This window comes from Candidatus Nanohalobium constans (assembly GCF_009617975.1).
GTDB classification, from domain to species: Archaea; Nanohalarchaeota; Nanosalinia; order Nanosalinales; family Nanosalinaceae; genus Nanohalobium; species Nanohalobium constans.
In genome coordinates this window covers 332,722-352,334 of sequence record NZ_CP040089.1, presented here as the reverse complement: position 1 = coordinate 352,334, position 19,613 = coordinate 332,722, and the positions used below count along the sequence as shown (strand labels likewise).

The following is a 19,613-nucleotide window of genomic DNA, read 5'->3' as shown; positions in this document are numbered from 1 at the left end:
TATGAAGTTTCTCAGGCATTTCCAAACAGAATTAGAACCTGGAACTCCTGTTTCAGAGTGGAGGCTGTCCGAAAAAGGCAGGAAAGAGATGCAGAAGTTTGTCAGAGAGAATAATTTTGACATCGATATTGTCTATACAAGCACAGAGCGGAAAGCTGTTAAGACAGCTAGAAGGATTGCTGAAAAAGCCGATGCCGAACTTGTGAAAACTGAATTGCTTTGTGAGGTTGACAGAAGTGGAGAAGGCTTTGTAGAGGACCACGATCGATATGTTAACCTGGTTGAAGATTACCTCAACGGCGGCAAAAAGGCCGACTGGGAAGATCAGGAAGAAATGAGAGAAAGATTCCACGAGTTTATTGAGATGGCTGAAGGAAATTCCCTAGCTGTAACTCATGGCATTTTTCTTTCACTAAATGTTCCAGAGTATGAAAAGGTTGATTTCTGGCATGAACTGGGTTTTGGACAGATCGTGCATTATGATTTTTAACTCTCAACCAGTTCAAGTCAATACACAGCAGCTGATGAACCCATGACTTTGAAACTGTTTAACACCTTGACCAGAGAGAAAGAAGAGTTCAAACCAATAACTGAAGGAGAGGTAAAGTTCTACAGCTGCGGTCAGACGATTTACGACGACCTTCACATCGGAAACGCAAGAGCATATGTCGCATGGGACACCTTAACTCGATACCTCCGATGGAAAGGCTACAACGTAAGACACGTCCAGAACATAACAGATGTTGGTCATCTAACTGACGACGGCGATCAGGGGGAAGATAAAGTAGAGAAACGGGCGAAAGAAATGGGTCTAGAGCCTATGGAACTGGTTGAAGACCAGATCGAAAGATACTTCGAAGACACAAAGGCACTGAACATCAAAAGACAGGATATAGTGCCGAGAGCCACAGGACATATCAATGAGATGATTGAGTATGTTCAAAAGATAATAGACAACGGCTATGCCTACGAAGTCGATGGGAATCTCTACTTCGATGTTGAGAAGTTTGCGGAAGACTATCCGTACGGAGAAATGGCTAACAAAGATATTGAACAGTTGAAGGATGAGGCTGAAAGCCGTGTAGAGGAAGATGAGAAAAAGAAGAACCAGTATGATTTTGCCCTATGGTTAAATTCTGAAGGAAGCGGTCACTTGATGGAATGGACAGCCAAGTTCGAAATCAATAGTGAAATCGTCGAATCAACCGGTTATCCTGGCTGGCATCTAGAATGTTCAGTGATGGGACAGAAATACTTGGGAGACGAGTTCGACATCCACGCAGGCGGAAAGGACCACATCTTCCCACACCATCCAAACGAAAGAGCACAATGCTTCGCAGCAACCGGAGAAGGTCAGGCACGGTACTGGCTTCACAATGAATTTATTCAGGTAGAAGGTGAGAAAATGAGTAAGAGTGAAGGGAATTTCTATACTGTTAGAGAACTGTTGAATGAGTACTCAGGAGATGCCATCCGGCTTCATCTTGTGTCCTCCCATTACAGAAGCGAGACTAGTTTCTCCCACGAAGGATTGGAGAAGGCCGAGAAAGAGTTAGGTAAGGCTCGCAGAATGGTTCAAAAAGTTGGAGTTCCTGAGACAGACAATACTGAAGAAGAAATCAAGGAACAGTTTGAGGAGTTTATGGATGACGACCTGAACACTGCTAAGGCGAAGCAGTACTTGATGGAGACAGTCTCTGACCTAAATTCAGTGAGGGAAGATGATGAAGAAGTTTCTCCTGCCGCAGCGAACACAGTTATCCAACTCTTCCAGATTTTAGGAGTAGATATCACTCCTAATACTTCTGAATCTGAAGCCGAGATGGCCGATCTATTGATGGAGATTCGTGATGAGGCCCGTGAGGAAGAGGACTGGGAAACCTCCGATTACATCCGTGACCAGCTTCAAAATCTTGGTTTCGAAGTTGAGGATACGGATGAAGGCAGCAAGTGGCTGAAATGAAGATTTATATCGGGCATTCATCCAGCATGGATTTTAGAGGGAACCTGTACGAGCCATTGAGGAACAGCAAGTTATCTGAAAGACATAACTTGGTGTTTCCACATGATGGCTCTGACGAATTATTTGATTCAAAGAGTTTTCTTCAGGATGAGGCTGATTTGATGGTAGCTGAGGTGTCTCAACCATCTACCGGTCTTGGTATTGAGCTGGGTTGGGCTGATAGTTTTGGCCTTCCGATAATCTGTATCCACAGGGATGGAGAAACGCCATCGAGTTCGATTAAAGCTGTTGAATCGGAGACAGTAGAATACAAAGATAATGAGGAAATGTTGGGTTGTTAAAGGAAAGTATAGAAAAAGTGTAAGGACTTATTCTTCTCTTTCTGCTTTTTCCTGTAGTTCTTTCTTCTTTTTCTGTGTTCGGCTTTCTGTTTCTTCGAAGATTTCTTCAGCTCGTTCGTCGCTTAAACCTAGCATGTCTGCTGCTTTTTGCTTCTGCTTCTTTGCCTTGTCTCGACTCATAACAACCAATGATTAGGTTCTCGGGTTTAAACAGTTTTTGGAAATTGTTCAGTGAATCCTTTCTACATCCTTGAATTGGTCGAAGTCTTTGTCAAAGGAAACTATATCCATATTTAGTTTTTGTGCAGTGGCTGCTATTGAGGCGTCTGTGAAGCTGAGATCTTTTTCCTGAAAATTTTGAACCGTTTTCTTCATTATTGGTTGCGTTACTGGGATGACTTTCGCTGATTTTTCTAGAAACTTGGAGTAATTTACTGCTTTCTTTTTTCCCTGGGAAGAGTAAATGGTATCTAAAACTTCAGCGTATATGTAATCGTTGACCACAATCTTTTCCGGCCTTAGCTCTCTAGCTCTATCATGATGTTCGTCTCTCTTATTGTGATAGGCTATTAGGAAGCTTGTATCAAGCAGTTTCGCCATATAGTTCGTCCTCGTGTTCCTCACTTAGTTTCTCAGTTCCTTCTCCCCAGTCCCATGCATCCATATCATCTAAAGAAACATCTTCCTTCGTCTCATTCAACCACTGAGACATAGCCTCTGTTACCGCATCACCAATAGTTCTACCTTCCTTCTGAGCCTTCGCCTTAAACTCACGGAAGGTTTCATCATCAATACCACGAATAGTCCTAGACATGTAACACATGTACTACTTCAGACTTTTCAATCTTCGCACTTACTCCACCAACTGCAGGAAGTTCGACTTGAACTCCGGATAATAGTCGGGCTTCATTGAGGCTCCAGCCGCCTTTCTGTGACCACCGCCTTCAGCACCTTCTTCAACCGCTTTCTCTGGTAATGCTTCCTGAAGGAGTTTTCCGAGATCTACACGACCGGACTGACATCTTCCGGAGATGTTTACCTCGTCTTCGTCTCTCTGTACAACTAGGTGAATCCACTCAGGCGTCTTCGTCGACATATTTGTCGCAATACTGGAGTTAATGTTAAACTCGCTGTCAAGTTCGAAGAAGATTACACACTGGTCTCTATCTACTTCTCTTTCCTCTTCATAGTTCTCCAATACTTCGTTAAACTCGTCCTGCATCTCCAGGTAGACTTCATAGACCTGACGGTATTCCTCCTGCGCCTCGATCTCCATCAAGCTGTCGGACTTCATCAGTGCCTCATAGGCTAGTTTTGCAAAGTGTTTTGAATCCCTGTACGGCTTGATGTTCAGAATTGAGGAGTATCTTCCGTATTCACAGTTCTTAGCTAGTTGTTGCTGCGTCTTTTCATCCGGCAGATACTTATCGTACTCTTCCTCTAAGTTGTCAAATAGTTCAGGACATGAGTCGACTCCAAAGTCCTGTATAACCCCCATTCCAGCAATCCACCGCAGTTCGTCTTTTAATCCGAATTCCTCGGATATATCGAGGCAGATTTTGCTGCATGGAACATAGATTTCCGCATCGAACTCTCGCGGGTTGACGAAGCTTACTCCTTCCGGCTTTCTACCGAAGCTGTGATGATCAACCATCAATATTTCTAGATCGTAGTCTTCTAGGAGCTGTTCCATCTCATCTGCTTCCAAGTTGAAATCTAGGACGATCAACTTGTCCAGATTCTCAATCTTCTCATGATCTTTCTCGGATAGATGGTAGGCTCTTTCTTCCGGGATGGATACCCATTGGGCTGGCTCTCCTCTTACTTCTTCCAGTATTTTGGAGATAATTACTGAGGAGGCTGTGCCGTCCATATCCCAGTGGTGGATGATCCCTATATCTTCTGTTTCTTCGGATTTTTCCAGAAACTCTACTGCTGGCTTCAATTTTTCGACTTGCATAATCAATCACTCCGAACTCAAACGATTTAATGAGAGGGTACCAAGGTTACCCCCAATCTACTCTACAGGATCGGAGAAACTGAATTCGATTTTACGCCCCTCAAACTCAACGCTGCCGGAGTAATCCAAGTCCTCACCACCAAAGCCAAGCTCGGAGAGGTTAACCCTGCTCCGGATCTCCTCTTCATGCTGTTCGAGAGGCTCTGTATCACCACTGAAAGAAAGCTCTACCTGATCCTCAACTTCAAGCTCAGCTTCCTTTCTTTTCTGCTGGATATCTCTTATCACTTCAGCGACGAACGCTTCGTCAAGAAGCTCTTCTGTCCTTTCCTGATCTATGTAAACTGTTCCATCGGAGAACTCCTCACCTTCCATTCCTTCTGGCACATGGGTTCTTACATCAAACATTTCTGAACCAAGTTCTTCACCAGCAAGCTCGACAGATTCACTTGCCTCGACTTTCTCAGCAACCTCTGCATGATCTAAATCAGCGAGTTCTTCTTCAGCGTCTGAAACTTTACCACCTAGGACCGGACCTGCCTCAGCATAGTCAAGTTTGACCTCATAGTCAAGCTCAACTTTCTCAAATACCACTTCTTTGGCATTGAGATTCTCCTTCAGCAGTTCTTCAAGATCTTGTACAGCCTGCTCTACTTCTTCACTTCCTGAAACAGTTACTCTTTTGACAGGATGCCTTAATTTTATTCCTTGGTCCTGTCTGAGACGAGCCGCTGCTTCCTCGACATCCTGGAAGATTCCCATGCCTCTTTCTAGGTCTCTGTCTAGGAGTTCATCATTTACTTCTGGCAGATCCTGCATATGGATTGAGTCTTCGCCCTCATGCAGATACTCGGCAAGATAAGGCGTGAACGGTGAGAGCAGTCTTAGAAGATCATCTGTAACCTTTCTAAGAGTCCAGGATGCAGCTTCCTGGTTTTCTCCATCTTTTAGTCTGTCTCTAATCATCTTGATGTATCCACGAGACAGATCGTTTTTTGTGAAGTCCTCTAGAGTTTGTGCTGCTTTGTATGCCTGGTAGTTCGGCTCTGTGCACTGTTCTCTTACTTCTTCAAGCACAGAGTTGAACCTAGACAGGATCCATCTGTCCTCAATCTCTAGATTCTCTGGTCTTTCTGTTTCCCCTGTGTATGTGTCTTTGTAGTTGTATGTGTTCCAGAGGATGTTGAGGAACTCCATGTTTTCCTCCATCTTATCCCATGTAAAGTTCAAATCGTCCGCAGGATTCCCGGAGAGAATGAAGAATCTGAGAATATCCCTACCGTACTTTTCCACTGCTTCTTCAGGCGAGACAACTATTCCTTTCGACTTACTCATTTCCTTTCCATCCAACATGACTTTTCCGTGGTAGATGACATTGTCGAACGGCTTCTGATCATAAGTCATGTGGGAAGTGATGAACTGGCTGTTCCACCATCCACGGATTTGATCAAATCCTTCGAGCTCCAGATCAACCGTATCGACATCCTCAAACGAGAAGTCTATCTCCGGGTTCTTCAGTGAAGCCCAAGGAGCTACACCAGAGTCAAACCATACATCTAGTACATCAGGAATCCTCTCCATAGTGCCTCCACATTCCTCACAATCCAGCTCTACATCGTCAATGTAAGGTCGGTGAAGGTCATCCGGTACTTCCGGCAGTTCGTCTCTATCACCGATTACCTTTGTGTGGTCGCAGTCCTGGCATTCCCAGATCGGAAGCGGGATTCCCCAGTAACGCTGTCTGGAAACCGGCCAATCACCTAGCTGTTCAAGCCACTCATGGAACTTCTGACCAGCCCAGTCCGGAACCCAGTTAACCTCCTCATTGTAATCTACAAGTTCGTCTCTAAACTGCGTTGCTCCGAAGAACCACTGTGGGATTGAGAGCTGTAGAAGCGGCGTGTCACATCTCCAGCATTTTGGATACTCGTGGTTAATCTCTCCAGAGTAGAGAAGATTTTCTCCTAGATCTTCCATAATCTGAGGATCTGCATCCTTGACATGAGTACCTTCATACTTTCCGGCTTCTTCAGTAAATTCTCCTTTCAGGTCTACAGGGGAAATCTGTTTGACATCGTTCTCCTGCCCTACTTCATAGTCTTCTTTACCGTGGCCTGGTGCGGAGTGAACGAGTCCTGTGCCGCCTTCTAGGTCGACATATCTTTCTGACAGGATTACTCTGCCCTGAACATCTTCTTGAGCAGGAACGATATCTTCCAGAGGATGATTATATTCTCTACCCTCTAATTCTGAGCCTTCAATCTCTTTCAAGACCTCAAATTCGTCTTCCTCAATTCCGAACTTCTCCATTATCTGGTCTCGGAGCTCGGAAGCCATCCAGATTTTCCTATCATTAAACTTGACTAAAGAGTATTCATGTCCTGGATGTACCATGATCGCTGCGTTAGCCGGAAGAGTCCACGGTGTTGTTGTCCAGATCAGGAACTCCTCATCAGAGTCTTTGACCGGCATCGCAACATAGACTTCAGGATCATCTAGCTTAGTATATTCGATTTCATTGTATGCTACAGCCGTTTCACACCGAGTACAGATATGGACTGGATACTGGTCCTCGTAGAGATACCCTTTCTGATACGCTTCCTTGAATGTCTGCCAAGCTCCTTCAATATAATAATCGTGATAGGTTACATACGGGTTCTCCCAGTCCATCCATATTCCAATATCTTCAAAGTCATCGTTCATCTGATCGATGTGTCCATCAACAAAGTTCTGACATTCCTTGATGAAATTCTCAACTCCGAAGTCTTCAATTTCTTTCTTAGAGTTAAAGCCTTTCTCCTCTTCTACTTTGTTCTCGATCGGAAGGCCGTGAGTATCATATCCTGGCTGAGAATGCACATTGAATCCCAGCTTTCTATGGAAACGCAGGTAGAAGTCTTTCAGTATTTTGTTGAGTCCGGTTCCCATGTGGATGTTTCCTGATGCATAAGGAGGACCGTCTAGGAAGTAGAATCTTTCGTTTCCTTCGTTTCTGTCTAAAACTTTTTGCCGCGTATTGTTTTCCTGCCACTGTTTTGAAACAGTTGCTTCAATTTTGTCCGGATCGTAGCCTGTCATAACACCGGTTCCGGCTCTGAAAGTTAAAAGTATTTTTCAGTCAGGATGCGTCCAGGTTTATTTCTGTGTGTTTTTGCAGTCTTTGACATGGAAGTTTTTACCGCACTCCGTGCATTCTGGGAATAGCGGGCGGTATCCTTTGAATGTCATTTGTCCTCCGCATTCAGGGCATTTTAGTTTCATATCTATCGAGATAGACCTTTTTACTGAAAATATATAGATTTTATTAATGAGCTTTTCTCAGTTTATACATTATGTTTTCTGGTTTTATAGGTCGAGAAGTTAGTAAAGGACAGTCTGCGATTGAGTACTTGACTACTTATGGATGGATGCTTGTTGTAGTTGCGGTTGTAGGCGGAGCGATTTTCTCAGTTATCCAGAGTCAAGGAGGCGTTGAGGCTGTTTCTGGGCTTTCCGATTCAAAGATTGAGGTAACTGATTTCGGTGTTACCTCAGAGGGAAATCTGCAGATGCGTGTACGGGCTGCAGCTTCTGAGGATGTAACTGTTAATGAAGTAAAGATTTCTGATCCATCAAATAATACTCTAAAGACTTCAAACAGCTCTCAAATTTCTGTCCCTATCGGAGCCTCTGACACTATAACCTTAAGTAATGTAGAACGCTCTGAAGGGAGCAACACTTATGATTTAAGTGTAATTTACGACGCCGGAGGATTGACAGATCTGGAAGCTTCTGGGCAGATTCAAGGACCTATCAAGATAGTCCAAGTTGTTATAGAGAAGCTCTTGACATCAGGCGGTGAGATGGAATCACTGGACATACAGTCATCTCTTCGATCAGGCGACGGCACACCAATCTGTATCGGAGAAGGATGTAGTTCGACAAGTGGTTCTGAACTAAGTGGAACTGAAAAGTATGTAAACCGTTCCGGAGACAACATGACCGGAACACTTCAAACAGATAGCATCGACTTTAACTGTCTTGGCAACAACTGCAGCATCTCAACAGGCAGTTTAGAAGGCTATGTGAACACAGAAAACAATTCAATGGACGGAACATTAAACACAACTGAGGTTAAACCAGTAAATGCTCCTGTCTGTCTTGGCGAGACCTGCTGACAAACGGAAGAATATTAAACAAAGAAAAACACAACAAAAAGGTATAAGATATTTATGAAACAAGAAAACGAAGAAGCTGAAGGAAACATAAGCAGGAGAAAATTCCTGAAAAAAGCCGGGCTCGGATTAGCAGGTGTAGGAGCATTCTCAATGCTTCCTGCATCAGCAGTCGACATAAAAAGCAGTGACCTGAAGTTCTTTGGAACTGACAGCAACACAGAGTTCGATATAACCGACGGTGGACCAGCAACGTTTGACACAGAAGTAGTCATGAACTCAAACGCCGACATGTCATCCTCAGATACATTGAAACTGCCAACAGTGAACGGTGACCCTTCAAATCCGGAAGAAGGAGAAATCTGGTACGACTCCAGCGCATAAATAACAAGTGATCCAAAAAATGGGAAAAATCGGAGAAATCGGCTTGAAAACATCAGCAGGAACACCAGTAAAGCTGCCAGTATACCAACTCAGCGACTTCTCCGAAACACCGTCCTTGAAAATCAAAGTAGGTTCAGAGATCGGCGGACTCAACCTTGTAGACCCTTCAAACTCAGATGCAACACCAGTAAAAGTCAAAACAGCAAACGACATCCTGGCAATATCCACAACCGGACCATCAACCGGACCTACAGCAACAGTAGACGCAACACTGAACAGCCAGACAGCAGAAATAACAATATTCGAAGACACAACCGGAAGCGGAACAGCCGACAACACAGAAACAATAACAATCAACGACGGAACCAACACAACCACACTAAGCAACATACAAGGCGGCACAGGAAACAAGTACTGGATCAAAACAACCCTAACCAACTCCAACATGGAGAAAACCGCAGAAATCAACTCAATAGAACTCTCAGTGTAGAAAAATGGTAAAACTAAAATGGAACAGCAACGACTTCAAAGATGAACAGGACTCATCCGGAATCTCTGACGGAATAGACACTAACGGAAAACTAAGTCAAGGATATCAACACGGAAGCCTGACCAGAGGATTAGTAGCATACTACCCCATGGAGAAAGGGCAGGGAGAGGTTTTGCTGGACGGAGCCACTGGAAATCATGGACAGATTAACCCAGGAACCAACGGAACAAACACTTCTGCTTCTGACATGTGGTCTGCCAACTCCAATACAGGGAACAACGCACTAAGCTTCGACGGAACAGATGATTATGTAAATCTAAAAACCGAGATCCCTCCACTGAGAGGCGAGTATACAATATCTGCATGGATAAACTGCGGTGACCTGACCTCAGAAAGAGTCTTCCTATGCCCATTATCAAATAATAATATCAGCATAAGATATGATAACAGCACAGACTCACTGACATATACTCATTTCGGATCATCAGACAACTCAACGCTGAACGGAAGATCTCCCAGTGCATCAACCTGGTATCACATAGTAGCAGTAAGAGACAACCCAGATGTAAAACTCTACATCAACAATACCCTAGAAGTAAAAAAATCCAACTCCTCCAACACCGAAGGAGTATCAGGAAGAATAGATGCGATAGGAGCTATAGAAGGAAGCAGCGGACCAAGTTCCTACCATGACGGAAAAATAGACGATATACGAATCTACGACCGAGCACTTTCAGAACCAGAAATACAAGCATTGTACAACTCCGGAAATGGTGTACAAAGTGGAATAAAAAGGACTGGGCAAGAAGTTCCTAGTCAGAATCAGGGCGGAATCAGCAGATACAAATTAAACGGTTCAGTAAATGATTCATGGGGAGAAAATGATGGCACCGACAGTACAAGCACCGGATTTGTTGACGGGGTCTATGATCAGGCAAAGGAGTTTGATGGAAGTGACGACCAAGTAGAACTACCGCAGAATGCCTTTGATAGCGGCGACGGCAGCGTAACTATCTCCAAATGGATTAAAACAGAGACTACAGGCACAAATGTTGTCCCTCTATCGATAGAGGGAGTCTGGGTTCACAGAGTCAATAGAGATGGGAACGGAAAATTCAGTGTAACGTATACCGGCAGCTCTGCAGATATTATCTCATCTCAGACAACTGTCAATGACGGTAACTGGCATCACGTAGTTTCGACAAGTGATGGCAGCACTACATCCATATATGTAGATGGCATTCTTGAGAATCAGCAGTCTCAAACACAGAACACTGTATCTGACCTGTCCGCAGCCTCAACAATAGGATCCAACACCGGAAACGCACACTACAAAGGGTACGTTGACGATGTCCGAATCTACAACCAAGTCCTCAACCCAATCCAAATCGAAAAACTGTACAACAAAGGCGCTTACAGAATCAGCAGAGGTGATACACTGCAATGAATCTTACAGGATGGTGGCCACTACATGAAAACAATGGACGAGCAAACGACCTTTCAGGAAACGGCAACCATGGAACACTTGGCGATGGATCCACAACCTCCACATATCCTACACAAGGAGTAGCAGGTAAAGGAGGACTAACTGCTTATAGCTTCGATAATTCCAATGATCAGCATGTTCGAATAAATCTGCCTTCAAAATACAGCATCAAAAATTCGACATTCTCTGTCTGGGCTAAGATGGACTCAAGCGATTATCGATACATTTTGTTTTTGTCTAGCACCGATAGTGGCGATACACCCTATTTGTTTGTTAGAACATCTGATACCGGTGCAGCACAAGTTCACTACGATGACGGCAACAGTAATTTTGCCGAGGTTAAGGACTCTGGAAACTATTTTGATGAATGGCATCACTTCTGTTTCTCTCTGACTGAGAACAGGATTAATCTGTATATGGATGGAGAACTTGTGGATCAAAGCGATATTTCATCCCACTCAGATTTCTCACTTAACGGGAGATTCAGAATAGGAAACCGACCAGCAAGCTTCCCTGCCTCAGGAGAAATATGCGACGTAAGATTCTACAACCGAACCCTAACACCTCAAGAAGTACAAAAACTGTACGAATGGGGGAGCGGCGACTACACAGACCAAAGCTTACATGACAGTTCCGATTCAGGTGCAGTCTCAAGATGGACATTTGACGACACAGTAAATGATTCTTGGGGAAGTAATGATGGAGGAAGCGGCACAAGCTCAGGGTATACCTCAAATTCGATTAGAGGGAAAGCTATGCAGTTTAACGGATCTGATGAGTATGTGCAGGTATCTAATGATTCATCGCTTTATCCATCAGATTCCGATTTTACCTTGTCTGGATGGTTCAGATACACTCAGTCAGGCGAGTTTGAGTATTTCCTGGGATTTGCCGATCAGACATATTCTGTGAGAGCTAACTCCGATAATACACTGAACTGTAGAGTGGATGATGGCTCAAATAAGGTGGATCTTTCCTCAAACAAAAAAATAGCCGATTCATCGTGGCATCATTTCACATTCGTAGTAGATAAATCAAGCAACCAAACCCTGTTATTCATTGACGGCGCATTATCTGGCACCGCAGACATATCCGCTGTAGGAAAATTATCAACCTCAGAACCCTTAAACATCGGAACATTTGACACCACTACCTCATCCGGAAACTACTTCACAGGCGACATTGACGACCTCAGAATCTACAAACGAGCACTAAAACCTCACGAAGTATTCCAACTCTACCAATGGGGAACCAGAGGACGAGACATGAGAAAAATGACTGTAAACGCTAAAGGTGACCAATAATGGTTTTAATCGGATACTGGCCGTTAAACGAAGAATCAGGAAGTACAGCATACGACCACAGCGGGAACGAAAAACATGGTTCAGTCAACAACGGTGGAGATAGCACAGTGGTTGGAGCAACGATAGGACCCACAGGACAAAACGCATACAGTTTTGATGGGAGCAATGATTATGTCTCAACAGGATTTAACCAGGATAACAGTTCTTTTACTGTTTCCTTTTGGGCTCGACCAGGCAGCGATATAACCGATTTCAGCAATGTTATAGGACAGGGAGACGATTCTAAAACAAGCAACAATTCTTTTACATACACTATTAGATGGGCAGGCGGAGATCTTGACTTCTATACATCTGATGGATCCAGTAATGCTGCCGTTGCCATCTCAGCACCTAAAAGCACTTGGAACCACTATACTCTGTCTTGGACTGGATCAGAGATGCGGGTTTTCAAAAACGGTAAACTCGAAGGAACGGACAACTCAATATCTAAGCTTTACTCATCGACTAACAACACTGAACTCGGAGGTTTAAACAGCAGTGACCTGTTTAAAGGCTCAGTATCAGAGGTCCGAATCTACAACCATGTACTAACACCCCAAGAAATCCAATACCTCTACACAGTCAGCCAGAGAGGAAGACATGTTTCTAGCAAAAAGAAATCCTAATCAATTATCTCATGAAACCCTATTTCATCTTCTTCTAAATCAACAACCGCAAAATTGAACTCTTCCTCCTGTCCCAGCAGCTTGATGCCGCCCGGATTTAACTCAGTAGTGTCTCCATGACTCTCCACTTTTTTACGATGAGTGTGACCTCGGAAAACATAATCGTAATCCTTCTCAACTAACCCTTCTACAATTTCTTCTTCAGTACCGTGATAAACAGCTATCTTCTTACCAGAAAACTCTAAGTCTGCGATATTATTGTAGAACTCTCCAAACTGTTCAACTGTCTCTTTCAGACTCCACTCTCCATCATTATTTCCTCTGACTGCATAGAAATCAAAGTCTGCGTCGAAGAGTTCTGCAGTGAAAGGTGCAATCATGTCTCCACAGTGAATAACTGCCTCAACTTTCTCAGCTTCGAAGAATTCCACTGCTTTCCTAGTCAAACTCAAGTTGTCGTGTGTATCTGAGATTACTCCAATCTTCATGAAGTCAAGGTTAGAGAATGATAGAAATAAGATTTAGGATTATACGCTCGGTCCCTTGAAATAACCGTCTTCCTCATTCTCTGTATTCTGGAAGACATCTTCTTTTTCCAGTGTTTCTTCTTTTTGGTCTTCTCTCTGCTTTGATTCTGTCTCTACCGGATGGAAGCTTGGTTCAACATCTTCTGTGTCTACCTGGTCGAGTGTTTCGAACATACCTAGGATTTCCTGGAAGTCTTCTGTAAAGTCTTCTGCTTCTTCGTCACTTATTTTGATGCGTGCGTTTTCTGCTACTTGTTTGACTTCCTCAGTATCTACCATGTTAAGAATTGTGTCAGCGAAGTTTTTTGAATTCGACTGCAGAAACATCGGTGAATGTCTGTGAAGTGTTTTTTCTCTATCTGTGAACTGTTCTAAACAGTGCGAACAATCAAGGCAGAATTCGGAAGATTTATAAACGAGGCTAGAAAATGTTTAGATAACAAGTAATTTTCGTCCTTGGGCGGACGAGAATGAAATGACAGATCAGATTTGTTTCGAACTCGCGGGCACGAGTTTGAAACGGGCAAATGAAGTTTAGTATCGTATTAGGTTCGAACTTTGGGCAAAGTTCAAACAATCGTATTTGCATGTGAATCGAGTCTTGGGCAAGACTCACAACTTCTATAGGAGAATTAGGTCTCTCGATTTAAAAAGGTAATGCTAACAAGCAGGCTGATTGTTTAATGGAATCTATAATAGACAACGCTGAAAACGAAGGTAAAACCCCTGAAAATCTTGACGACGTTAAAGATGCCAAGATCCTGGTAGTAGGGGCAGGAGGTGCTGGAAACAACCAGGTTACACGCATCCAGAACAAAGATGTTGAAGGGGCTGAAACTGTTGCTATCAATACCGATAAGCAGCATCTTCAGATGTCCTCAGCCGATAGAAAAATACTAGTCGGACGAGACCTCACCAAAGGACTCGGAGCAGGAGGACAACCAGAAAAAGGAGCACGAGCAGCAGAAGAAAACCGTGCCGAACTACGCAACCTATTCAAAGACGCTGACATGGTATTCCTCACCGCAGGAATGGGAGGAGGAACAGGAACAGGAGTCTCACCAGTCCTCGCAGAAATCGCAAAGAAAGAAGACTGCATAGTAATCGGAACAGTAACAATGCCGTTCGAAATCGAAGGAGCACGAATGAGCAAAGCAGAGGACGGACTCTACAAACTAAGACAACATGTAGACACAGCAATTGTAATCGAAAACGACAAACTCCTTGAAATCGCAGGAGACATGCCACTCGACCAAGCATTCGGCGTAGCAGACGAACTCATCACCACAATGATCAAAGGAATCACAGAAACAATCAGCAAGCCTTCACTCGTCAACCTAGATTACGCAGATGTCCAGGCAATCATGAACGATGGAGGAGTAGCAGTAGTAGGATACGGCGAGTCAGATACAAACAACAAAGGAAAAGAAGCAATCCACGAAGCACTCTCCAACCCACTACTCGATGTAGACTTCGACGGAGCAAACGGAGCACTCCTACACGTAGCAGGAGGAAACGACCTGACCCTGAACGAGATCAACGAGGTAGGACAACACGTCAAAACCAAACTCAACAACCAAGCACAGACAATCTGGGGCGCAAGAGTCAAAGACAGCCTACAAGGAAAAATCCAGGTCATCTCCATCATCACGGGAGTAGAAAGTCCATACGTCCTCGGAGACATCAACGAAGAAGACGAAAAAGAAGTCACCGGAGATGTCAACGACCTAGGACTAGAAGTGATGAAGTGACCGGAACTTTTTGAGTTCTGGGAATCAAGAAGATCTCTGATCTTCGCTAAAGCCAGCTTCTAGCTGGCGAAAATCTATGTTACGAAGGAGACCACTTTTCCAAGCCAAAAAGCAAAAACACTCCCCTCCCCCCCTTTTTGGTTTTTGCTTGGAAGGTCTCCTTCGAACAAAACCTATATTTTCAACAGTCCATTCAAAGGAAGAAAACGGAGAGGTTTGAAACATTTTTTCGGATAAAAACCCGAAAAAACTCCCCTCCCCCCCGTTTCAGACCTCAACCAGTATCTTCCTTCGAATGGACTTATCCTTTAATTTAACTCAACAAGAAAAACCGGCAAACAAGAGGGAAAAAGTGTTAACACTTGGCAGTAAAATTCTATCTGTGAAACAGAACTACGGGCTGAGAATACTTACATCGCTAGCACTGTTGTTAATCGCCGCTGCCAGTACACTGGCTCTAAGAAATCCTGGTCTGACCGGAATCTGTTTAGCAGGAAGCTACCTGACTTTCAATAGAGCTAGGAAGGTATCAAACCTTGAAGGAAAGACAGACTCAATCAAAATACTGAACAGCCTCACACCCAACCTAGTGGAGTTCTCAGGACTAACGCTGACAGCATTTTTCTCCCCTCAAATACTGGTCACAGTAGCTGCAATCGGCTTAGTTGGGTTTACAGAGTGTTTCCGCTCACAGTTGGATAGAAAGATTTCAAAAAATGGTTTTAGCTTCATTACACAGCAGGAAAGAACGCTGATACTAGGTGGAGTGTTCCTGTTAAGTTTTCTGAATGTTTACTGGATGTTTTACGGTTTGATCCTGATTTCCGGTTTGGTGCTGGCAGATCTTGTTTACAGCCTGTATCAGATGACCAGAAACTAAGTTCTGTGTTCCACCTATTTAATTTTTCACTCCGGCTATGTTTTGTATGAAGGCGCCAATATGTAATGTATGTCTAAAGAGCGATGTCCTCTGCAGCAACTGCGAGGAAAAACTCGAAAACGGTGAAATCAACGAACTTGAAATCCAGATCTCACGGAAACTGAAAGAGCTCAGCGACGAATACGGAAGCTTGAGAGACAGTGAAATCCTGCATGTCTACGACACAGAAAATGTAGTAGTAATAGTAACAGCAGAAGGAGACGGAGCCAAAGTAGTAGGCAGAAGCGGAGAAATCGTCAAAAAAGTCGCAGAAGAAATCGACAAAAGCATCAGAGTAGTAGAAAAAAGCGAAAACGACAGAGAAGTAATCAAAGGTCTCCTGTCACCTGCAGAAATCGAATCAGTTAACACAGTGTTCACACCAGACGGCGAACACCAGAAAATCGTCGTAGACGAGGAATACAAGGGCAAAATCAACATGTCCAACGAAGAATTCGAAGAAATAATCGAGAAGATAACAGGAAGCCACTACCTCCTCAGCTTCGAATAACTTACCTCCACTTTTTCTTCCTCATCCTAGACGACAAATCACTTCTTTAATTCTTTCTAGTCTAAAACTCTTCCATGGAACAAGGCAAAAACAGCGACAGATACGTAGTAGTAATAGACCAAGACAAGATAGAACCCGAGTTAGCCCGAGAGACAGTCATCAACTACGATCCTTTGAACAGGGCAGGAAAGGAAGGTGGTTTCTACATCGATGAAAACGAGGAACTCCATATAGATGAAGAAGATGTGATGGAAGCACACAAGATGGCCATAAACAAATACCCCTACGAAGGAGCCATTAAAATGATTCAATTGCCAGCAGAGGAAGGCGAGAAAGTCCACCAATTCCACGACAACTCCTTCAGGCTGTACGGGCTTCCAGCACCGGATGAAGGCAGTGTAGTAGGTATAATCGGAGAGAACGGGACCGGAAAATCTGTTGCTCTGAAGATACTGGCCGGAGACATCAAACCTAACCTTGGCGACTGGGAGAACCCACCTGAATGGGAAGAAATACAGGAAAGATATCGTGGAACAGACCTCCAAAACCACTTCAAGAAACTGGCTGAGGAAGATGTAGAAGCTGCTTTCAAACCACAAAAAGTAGAAGACATACCAAAAGCATACACCGGAAAAGTCAGAGAACTGCTCGAAGGCGTAGCCGAGAGAAAAAATGTTGAAGAAGTAGCAGAACAATTAGATATCGAGAAATTACTGGATAGAGAGGTTGATGTGCTGTCTGGCGGAGAGCTGCAGAGAGTGGCGATCGCATCAACTGTCCTGAAGGAAGCAGATATATACATGATAGACGAACCATCCAGCTTCCTAGATGTAAAACAGAGGCTGAACATGGGTGAGGAAATACGAAAACTAGGTGAAGAAAAACCAGTACTAGCAGTAGAGCACGACCTGGCTACACTCGATCTTATCTCCGATAGAATCAATATTTTCTTCGGAGACCCAGGAAACTACGGAATGGTATCCAACGCATTAAGCAGCAAAGACGGAGTCAACCGCTACCTAGAAGGCTACCTTCCAAGCGACAACATAAGAATACGCAGCGACGAAATCAAGTTCGATAGAACCAAGAGAAGTCAGGTAGAAAACAAACCGGTAGTCGCAGAGTTCCCAAAATTTACCAAAGATTTTGGAGAAGGCGAATTCAAGCTTGAGACCGAACCAGGTAAAATACACGACGAAGAGATAATGGCCATATTCGGAGAGAACGGACTAGGAAAGACAGTGTTCGCCAAGATGCTGGCAGGAGCCATCGAATCAGATGAAGGAGACAGCCCTGATATTTCAATCAGCTACAAACCACAATATTTGGACACTAGCGACGCAAAAGTAGAGGATGCAATCAGCGAAGTAGCCAATCCTAACGGCCGCAAGTTCGAGACAAGGATCGCAGAACCACTAGAACTAGAGCCACTTTACGAACAGAAACTCAGCGAGCTATCTGGCGGAGAACTTCAGAGAGTCGGAGTAGCAATCTGCCTAGCTAAAGACGCTGATCTATATCTCCTGGACGAGCCTTCCGCCTACCTAGATGTCGAGTCACGAGTAGAGCTAGGAAAAACTCTGAAGCGATTTGCACGAAAAACTGAGAAACCTTTAATGGTAATAGACCACGACCTCCTGCTCCTAGATTATATCGCGGATCGTGGAATGGTATTCAAAGGCGAACCAGGTGAAGAAGGAGTATCAACAGAGCCAAAAAAGATAGGCGAGGCAATGAACGAATTCCTGAAAGAGGTGGAGATTACTTTCCGTAAAGATCCTGAAACCGGTCGACCGCGAGCCAACAAACCTGACAGCCAGAAAGACCAAAGTCAGAGAAGTAAAGACGAGTACTATGAGCAGTAAGATTAATGTCTCCAAAACACTGATCAGGAACAATGATGGAGAATTTCTTATCGTTAAGAAATCTTCAGACTATGGCTGGAAAGCCGATAAATGGGAGCTGCCAGGCGGGAAAATGGAGGAAGCCGAAGATAGGTTTGAAGCAGCCAAGAGAGAAATAAGGTCTGAGGCAAACATGGAGATTGATGACCTGGAAAACGTGGTTAGAATGGAGATTGAGGCAGATGAAACTGTCAACTGCTTCGTTCTGTATACTGACAGTTTTTCGGGAGAAGTTGAACTAAGTGAGGAACATCAAGATTATCGATGGATTTCACGTGATGAAGCTAGAGAAGTGGATTGGCACCGAGATGCTGGTTATATCATACCGGTTGTTGAGAATTTAGAGTATTATCTGGAGAGGAATAATTAAATCTGGGAAGTAAGGGATCGGCAGATGTGACTTAAATTTTTAGTATGTTAGAGTGAATAGTGATAGGGACTCTTGATGATGTGAATTCGGTCTTGGAAAACCAAGATTTAGTCTATGATTTATCTAGAGTGGTTGGATCTTTGGATATGCCAGAGGGGTTTCAAGGCGGAAGAGTTGAGAAAGCGGAGTCTCTTGACAGACCCAAGCTGGAGGGTAAGATACCGAAACTGATTGGCTCTGGTTTCGAGCAGTTAGCGGCGTGGAATTATGGAGCAGAGTTCAAAGATAATTCAGCAGATGTATACATTGGGTTCGACGATGACTTCTCTGGATGGGGAGTACAGGTCAAATCTTGCTCCTTATTCGTTAATAATGGAGGATTGGGGCAGAGAGGGAGCTTCGTAGTCAGACATGAATCATACGACGATCTTCCTCCTAAATCACTTTTCGAACTCAACCTCTACAGCGTGGTAGATGAACCGGTTCCGAACGGCCGTACCACGCTAGGGTTTAACCCAGAGGAGTATGAAGGGATTGATGACTTCGAAGAGGCTAAAAGACAGACACAAATATTCGAACCAGCTGTCGATGGAAGCCCTGGAGATGACTTAATCTACCTAGATCTACATAGACAAGTGCTGATACCTAAAAATCTTTTTGAAGAAGTAGTCAGGCGATACGATGACTCTGATCTAAGCATTGACCCTGATGAGGAAGATGCACCATGGTATCCAAGGAAGGAATACAATGTTCCCTGGAAGAAGATTTTCGGAGAGCAAGGAACTCCTATCGAGAACAGTCCTCTACAGAAAACAGCTAGAGACATCTACCATCAACAAGAGAACCACAGAGTAACAGGATACACAGTTAACCAGGAAGTATAA

23 protein-coding genes are annotated in these 19,613 nt (G+C 43.9%); 15 read left to right on the top strand and 8 right to left on the bottom strand.

Going from position 1 to position 19,613, the window contains the following annotated elements; translation table 11 throughout:
• Window position 1: 1 nt before the first annotated feature.
• The 3 genes from LC1Nh_RS02080 to LC1Nh_RS02070 are packed head-to-tail and all read left to right on the top strand — an operon-like array spanning window position 2 to window position 2,304.
• Window positions 2-490, top strand: a complete 489-nt coding sequence (locus LC1Nh_RS02080; RefSeq protein ID WP_153550052.1) for a histidine phosphatase family protein — start codon at window positions 2-4, stop codon at window positions 488-490.
• Between the two features lie 42 nt (window positions 491-532).
• Window positions 533-1,963: a cysteine--tRNA ligase gene (gene cysS, locus LC1Nh_RS02075; protein ID WP_153550051.1), complete on the top strand. Its 1,431-nt coding sequence runs from the start codon at window positions 533-535 to the stop codon at window positions 1,961-1,963.
• Window positions 1,960-2,304 (top strand): TIR domain-containing protein, encoded by a 345-nt coding sequence (locus LC1Nh_RS02070; RefSeq protein ID WP_153550050.1) that lies wholly within the window; start codon window positions 1,960-1,962, stop codon window positions 2,302-2,304. The genes cysS and LC1Nh_RS02070 overlap by 4 nt, the downstream gene beginning before the upstream one ends.
• A 27-nt stretch (window positions 2,305-2,331) precedes the next feature.
• Here the strand turns inward: LC1Nh_RS02070 and LC1Nh_RS02065 are convergent, their stop codons facing one another.
• The 6 genes from LC1Nh_RS02065 to LC1Nh_RS06160 are packed head-to-tail and all read right to left on the bottom strand — an operon-like array spanning window position 2,332 to window position 7,525.
• Window positions 2,332-2,484: a hypothetical protein gene (locus LC1Nh_RS02065; protein WP_153550049.1), complete on the bottom strand. Its 153-nt coding sequence runs from the start codon at window positions 2,482-2,484 to the stop codon at window positions 2,332-2,334.
• Window positions 2,485-2,532: 48 nt separating this feature from the next.
• Window positions 2,533-2,904 carry a type II toxin-antitoxin system VapC family toxin gene (locus tag LC1Nh_RS02060; protein ID WP_153550048.1) on the bottom strand — a complete coding sequence of 124 codons (372 nt, stop codon included), beginning with the start codon at window positions 2,902-2,904 and terminating at the stop codon, window positions 2,533-2,535.
• The gene (locus LC1Nh_RS02055) at window positions 2,888-3,118 is read right to left on the bottom strand and encodes a hypothetical protein (RefSeq protein WP_153550047.1); all 231 of its coding nucleotides are present in this window, start codon (window positions 3,116-3,118) and stop codon (window positions 2,888-2,890) included. Before LC1Nh_RS02055 ends, LC1Nh_RS02060 begins: the two co-directional genes overlap by 17 nt.
• Before the next feature lie 39 nt (window positions 3,119-3,157).
• The gene (locus LC1Nh_RS02050) at window positions 3,158-4,264 is read right to left on the bottom strand and encodes a DHH family phosphoesterase (RefSeq protein ID WP_153550046.1); all 1,107 of its coding nucleotides are present in this window, start codon (window positions 4,262-4,264) and stop codon (window positions 3,158-3,160) included.
• Between the two features lie 57 nt (window positions 4,265-4,321).
• The gene (gene ileS / locus LC1Nh_RS02045) at window positions 4,322-7,342 is read right to left on the bottom strand and encodes an isoleucine--tRNA ligase (RefSeq protein ID WP_153550045.1); all 3,021 of its coding nucleotides are present in this window, start codon (window positions 7,340-7,342) and stop codon (window positions 4,322-4,324) included.
• 57 nt (window positions 7,343-7,399) lie between these two features.
• Complete coding sequence (locus tag LC1Nh_RS06160; protein WP_256727648.1) at window positions 7,400-7,525, bottom strand: hypothetical protein; 126 nt, start codon at window positions 7,523-7,525, stop codon at window positions 7,400-7,402.
• 71 nt (window positions 7,526-7,596) lie between these two features.
• On the opposite strand from LC1Nh_RS06160, the gene LC1Nh_RS02040 reads away from it, so the two are divergent.
• Genes LC1Nh_RS02040 through LC1Nh_RS02015 form a run of 6 tightly spaced genes read left to right on the top strand, consistent with a single transcriptional unit; the run spans window position 7,597 to window position 12,747 of the window.
• Entirely contained in the window at window positions 7,597-8,421 is an 825-nt protein-coding gene (locus tag LC1Nh_RS02040) for a hypothetical protein (protein WP_153550044.1), read from the top strand.
• Between the two features lie 54 nt (window positions 8,422-8,475).
• Window positions 8,476-8,802, top strand: coding sequence for a twin-arginine translocation signal domain-containing protein (locus LC1Nh_RS02035; RefSeq protein WP_153550043.1), 327 nt, complete (start codon window positions 8,476-8,478; stop codon window positions 8,800-8,802).
• A gap of 19 nt (window positions 8,803-8,821) precedes the next feature.
• A complete protein-coding gene (locus tag LC1Nh_RS02030; RefSeq protein ID WP_153550042.1) occupies window positions 8,822-9,292 on the top strand; it encodes a hypothetical protein in 471 nt (156 codons plus the stop codon).
• Window positions 9,293-9,296: 4 nt separating this feature from the next.
• Complete coding sequence (locus tag LC1Nh_RS02025; RefSeq protein WP_153550041.1) at window positions 9,297-10,739, top strand: LamG domain-containing protein; 1,443 nt, start codon at window positions 9,297-9,299, stop codon at window positions 10,737-10,739.
• Complete coding sequence (locus tag LC1Nh_RS02020) at window positions 10,736-12,082, top strand: LamG domain-containing protein (RefSeq protein WP_153550040.1); 1,347 nt, start codon at window positions 10,736-10,738, stop codon at window positions 12,080-12,082. The genes LC1Nh_RS02025 and LC1Nh_RS02020 overlap by 4 nt, the downstream gene beginning before the upstream one ends.
• On the top strand, window positions 12,082-12,747 hold the full coding sequence (locus LC1Nh_RS02015) for a LamG domain-containing protein (RefSeq protein ID WP_153550039.1): 666 nt from the start codon (window positions 12,082-12,084) through the stop codon (window positions 12,745-12,747). The genes LC1Nh_RS02020 and LC1Nh_RS02015 overlap by 1 nt, the downstream gene beginning before the upstream one ends.
• Here the strand turns inward: LC1Nh_RS02015 and LC1Nh_RS02010 are convergent.
• Window positions 12,744-13,235: a metallophosphoesterase gene (locus tag LC1Nh_RS02010; RefSeq protein ID WP_153550038.1), complete on the bottom strand. Its 492-nt coding sequence runs from the start codon at window positions 13,233-13,235 to the stop codon at window positions 12,744-12,746. The genes LC1Nh_RS02015 and LC1Nh_RS02010 overlap by 4 nt on opposite strands.
• Window positions 13,236-13,274: 39 nt before the next feature.
• The gene (gatC, locus tag LC1Nh_RS02005) at window positions 13,275-13,553 is read right to left on the bottom strand and encodes an Asp-tRNA(Asn)/Glu-tRNA(Gln) amidotransferase subunit GatC (RefSeq protein ID WP_217907073.1); all 279 of its coding nucleotides are present in this window, start codon (window positions 13,551-13,553) and stop codon (window positions 13,275-13,277) included.
• Between the two features lie 404 nt (window positions 13,554-13,957).
• Here gatC and ftsZ point away from each other — a divergent pair, with 404 nt between their 5' ends.
• From ftsZ to LC1Nh_RS01975, 6 genes are all read left to right on the top strand, one after another.
• Complete coding sequence (gene ftsZ, locus LC1Nh_RS02000; protein WP_153550036.1) at window positions 13,958-15,025, top strand: cell division protein FtsZ; 1,068 nt, start codon at window positions 13,958-13,960, stop codon at window positions 15,023-15,025.
• Between the two features lie 382 nt (window positions 15,026-15,407).
• Window positions 15,408-15,905: a hypothetical protein gene (locus LC1Nh_RS01995; RefSeq protein ID WP_153550035.1), complete on the top strand. Its 498-nt coding sequence runs from the start codon at window positions 15,408-15,410 to the stop codon at window positions 15,903-15,905.
• Window positions 15,906-15,951: 46 nt separating this feature from the next.
• Window positions 15,952-16,455, top strand: a complete 504-nt coding sequence (locus LC1Nh_RS01990; RefSeq protein ID WP_217907072.1) for a transcription elongation factor NusA — start codon at window positions 15,952-15,954, stop codon at window positions 16,453-16,455.
• 74 nt (window positions 16,456-16,529) lie between these two features.
• Complete coding sequence (locus tag LC1Nh_RS01985; protein WP_153550033.1) at window positions 16,530-18,320, top strand: ribosome biogenesis/translation initiation ATPase RLI; 1,791 nt, start codon at window positions 16,530-16,532, stop codon at window positions 18,318-18,320.
• On the top strand, window positions 18,310-18,729 hold the full coding sequence (locus tag LC1Nh_RS01980) for an NUDIX hydrolase (protein WP_153550032.1): 420 nt from the start codon (window positions 18,310-18,312) through the stop codon (window positions 18,727-18,729). The genes LC1Nh_RS01985 and LC1Nh_RS01980 overlap by 11 nt, the downstream gene beginning before the upstream one ends.
• A gap of 59 nt (window positions 18,730-18,788) precedes the next feature.
• Window positions 18,789-19,613, top strand: coding sequence for a hypothetical protein (locus LC1Nh_RS01975; protein WP_153550031.1), 825 nt, complete (start codon window positions 18,789-18,791; stop codon window positions 19,611-19,613).

Excerpts from the sequence above, each read along its gene's own strand:
- LC1Nh_RS02080 (WP_153550052.1), top strand. The coding sequence starts at position 2 with ATGAAGTTTCTCAGGCATTTCCAAACAGAATTAGAACCTGGAACTCCT.
- cysS (WP_153550051.1), top strand. The coding sequence starts at position 533 with ATGACTTTGAAACTGTTTAACACCTTGACCAGAGAGAAAGAAGAGTTC.
- LC1Nh_RS02070 (WP_153550050.1), top strand. The coding sequence starts at position 1,960 with ATGAAGATTTATATCGGGCATTCATCCAGCATGGATTTTAGAGGGAAC.
- LC1Nh_RS02065 (WP_153550049.1), bottom strand. The coding sequence starts at position 2,484 with ATGAGTCGAGACAAGGCAAAGAAGCAGAAGCAAAAAGCAGCAGACATG.
- LC1Nh_RS02060 (WP_153550048.1), bottom strand. The coding sequence starts at position 2,904 with ATGGCGAAACTGCTTGATACAAGCTTCCTAATAGCCTATCACAATAAG.
- LC1Nh_RS02055 (WP_153550047.1), bottom strand. The coding sequence starts at position 3,118 with ATGTCTAGGACTATTCGTGGTATTGATGATGAAACCTTCCGTGAGTTT.
- LC1Nh_RS02050 (WP_153550046.1), bottom strand. The coding sequence starts at position 4,264 with ATGCAAGTCGAAAAATTGAAGCCAGCAGTAGAGTTTCTGGAAAAATCC.
- ileS (WP_153550045.1), bottom strand. The coding sequence starts at position 7,342 with ATGACAGGCTACGATCCGGACAAAATTGAAGCAACTGTTTCAAAACAG.
- LC1Nh_RS06160 (WP_256727648.1), bottom strand. The coding sequence starts at position 7,525 with ATGAAACTAAAATGCCCTGAATGCGGAGGACAAATGACATTCAAAGGA.
- LC1Nh_RS02040 (WP_153550044.1), top strand. The coding sequence starts at position 7,597 with ATGTTTTCTGGTTTTATAGGTCGAGAAGTTAGTAAAGGACAGTCTGCG.
- LC1Nh_RS02035 (WP_153550043.1), top strand. The coding sequence starts at position 8,476 with ATGAAACAAGAAAACGAAGAAGCTGAAGGAAACATAAGCAGGAGAAAA.
- LC1Nh_RS02030 (WP_153550042.1), top strand. The coding sequence starts at position 8,822 with ATGGGAAAAATCGGAGAAATCGGCTTGAAAACATCAGCAGGAACACCA.
- LC1Nh_RS02025 (WP_153550041.1), top strand. The coding sequence starts at position 9,297 with ATGGTAAAACTAAAATGGAACAGCAACGACTTCAAAGATGAACAGGAC.
- LC1Nh_RS02020 (WP_153550040.1), top strand. The coding sequence starts at position 10,736 with ATGAATCTTACAGGATGGTGGCCACTACATGAAAACAATGGACGAGCA.
- LC1Nh_RS02015 (WP_153550039.1), top strand. The coding sequence starts at position 12,082 with ATGGTTTTAATCGGATACTGGCCGTTAAACGAAGAATCAGGAAGTACA.
- LC1Nh_RS02010 (WP_153550038.1), bottom strand. The coding sequence starts at position 13,235 with ATGAAGATTGGAGTAATCTCAGATACACACGACAACTTGAGTTTGACT.
- gatC (WP_217907073.1), bottom strand. The coding sequence starts at position 13,553 with ATGGTAGATACTGAGGAAGTCAAACAAGTAGCAGAAAACGCACGCATC.
- ftsZ (WP_153550036.1), top strand. The coding sequence starts at position 13,958 with ATGGAATCTATAATAGACAACGCTGAAAACGAAGGTAAAACCCCTGAA.
- LC1Nh_RS01990 (WP_217907072.1), top strand. The coding sequence starts at position 15,952 with ATGAAGGCGCCAATATGTAATGTATGTCTAAAGAGCGATGTCCTCTGC.
- LC1Nh_RS01985 (WP_153550033.1), top strand. The coding sequence starts at position 16,530 with ATGGAACAAGGCAAAAACAGCGACAGATACGTAGTAGTAATAGACCAA.
- LC1Nh_RS01980 (WP_153550032.1), top strand. The coding sequence starts at position 18,310 with ATGAGCAGTAAGATTAATGTCTCCAAAACACTGATCAGGAACAATGAT.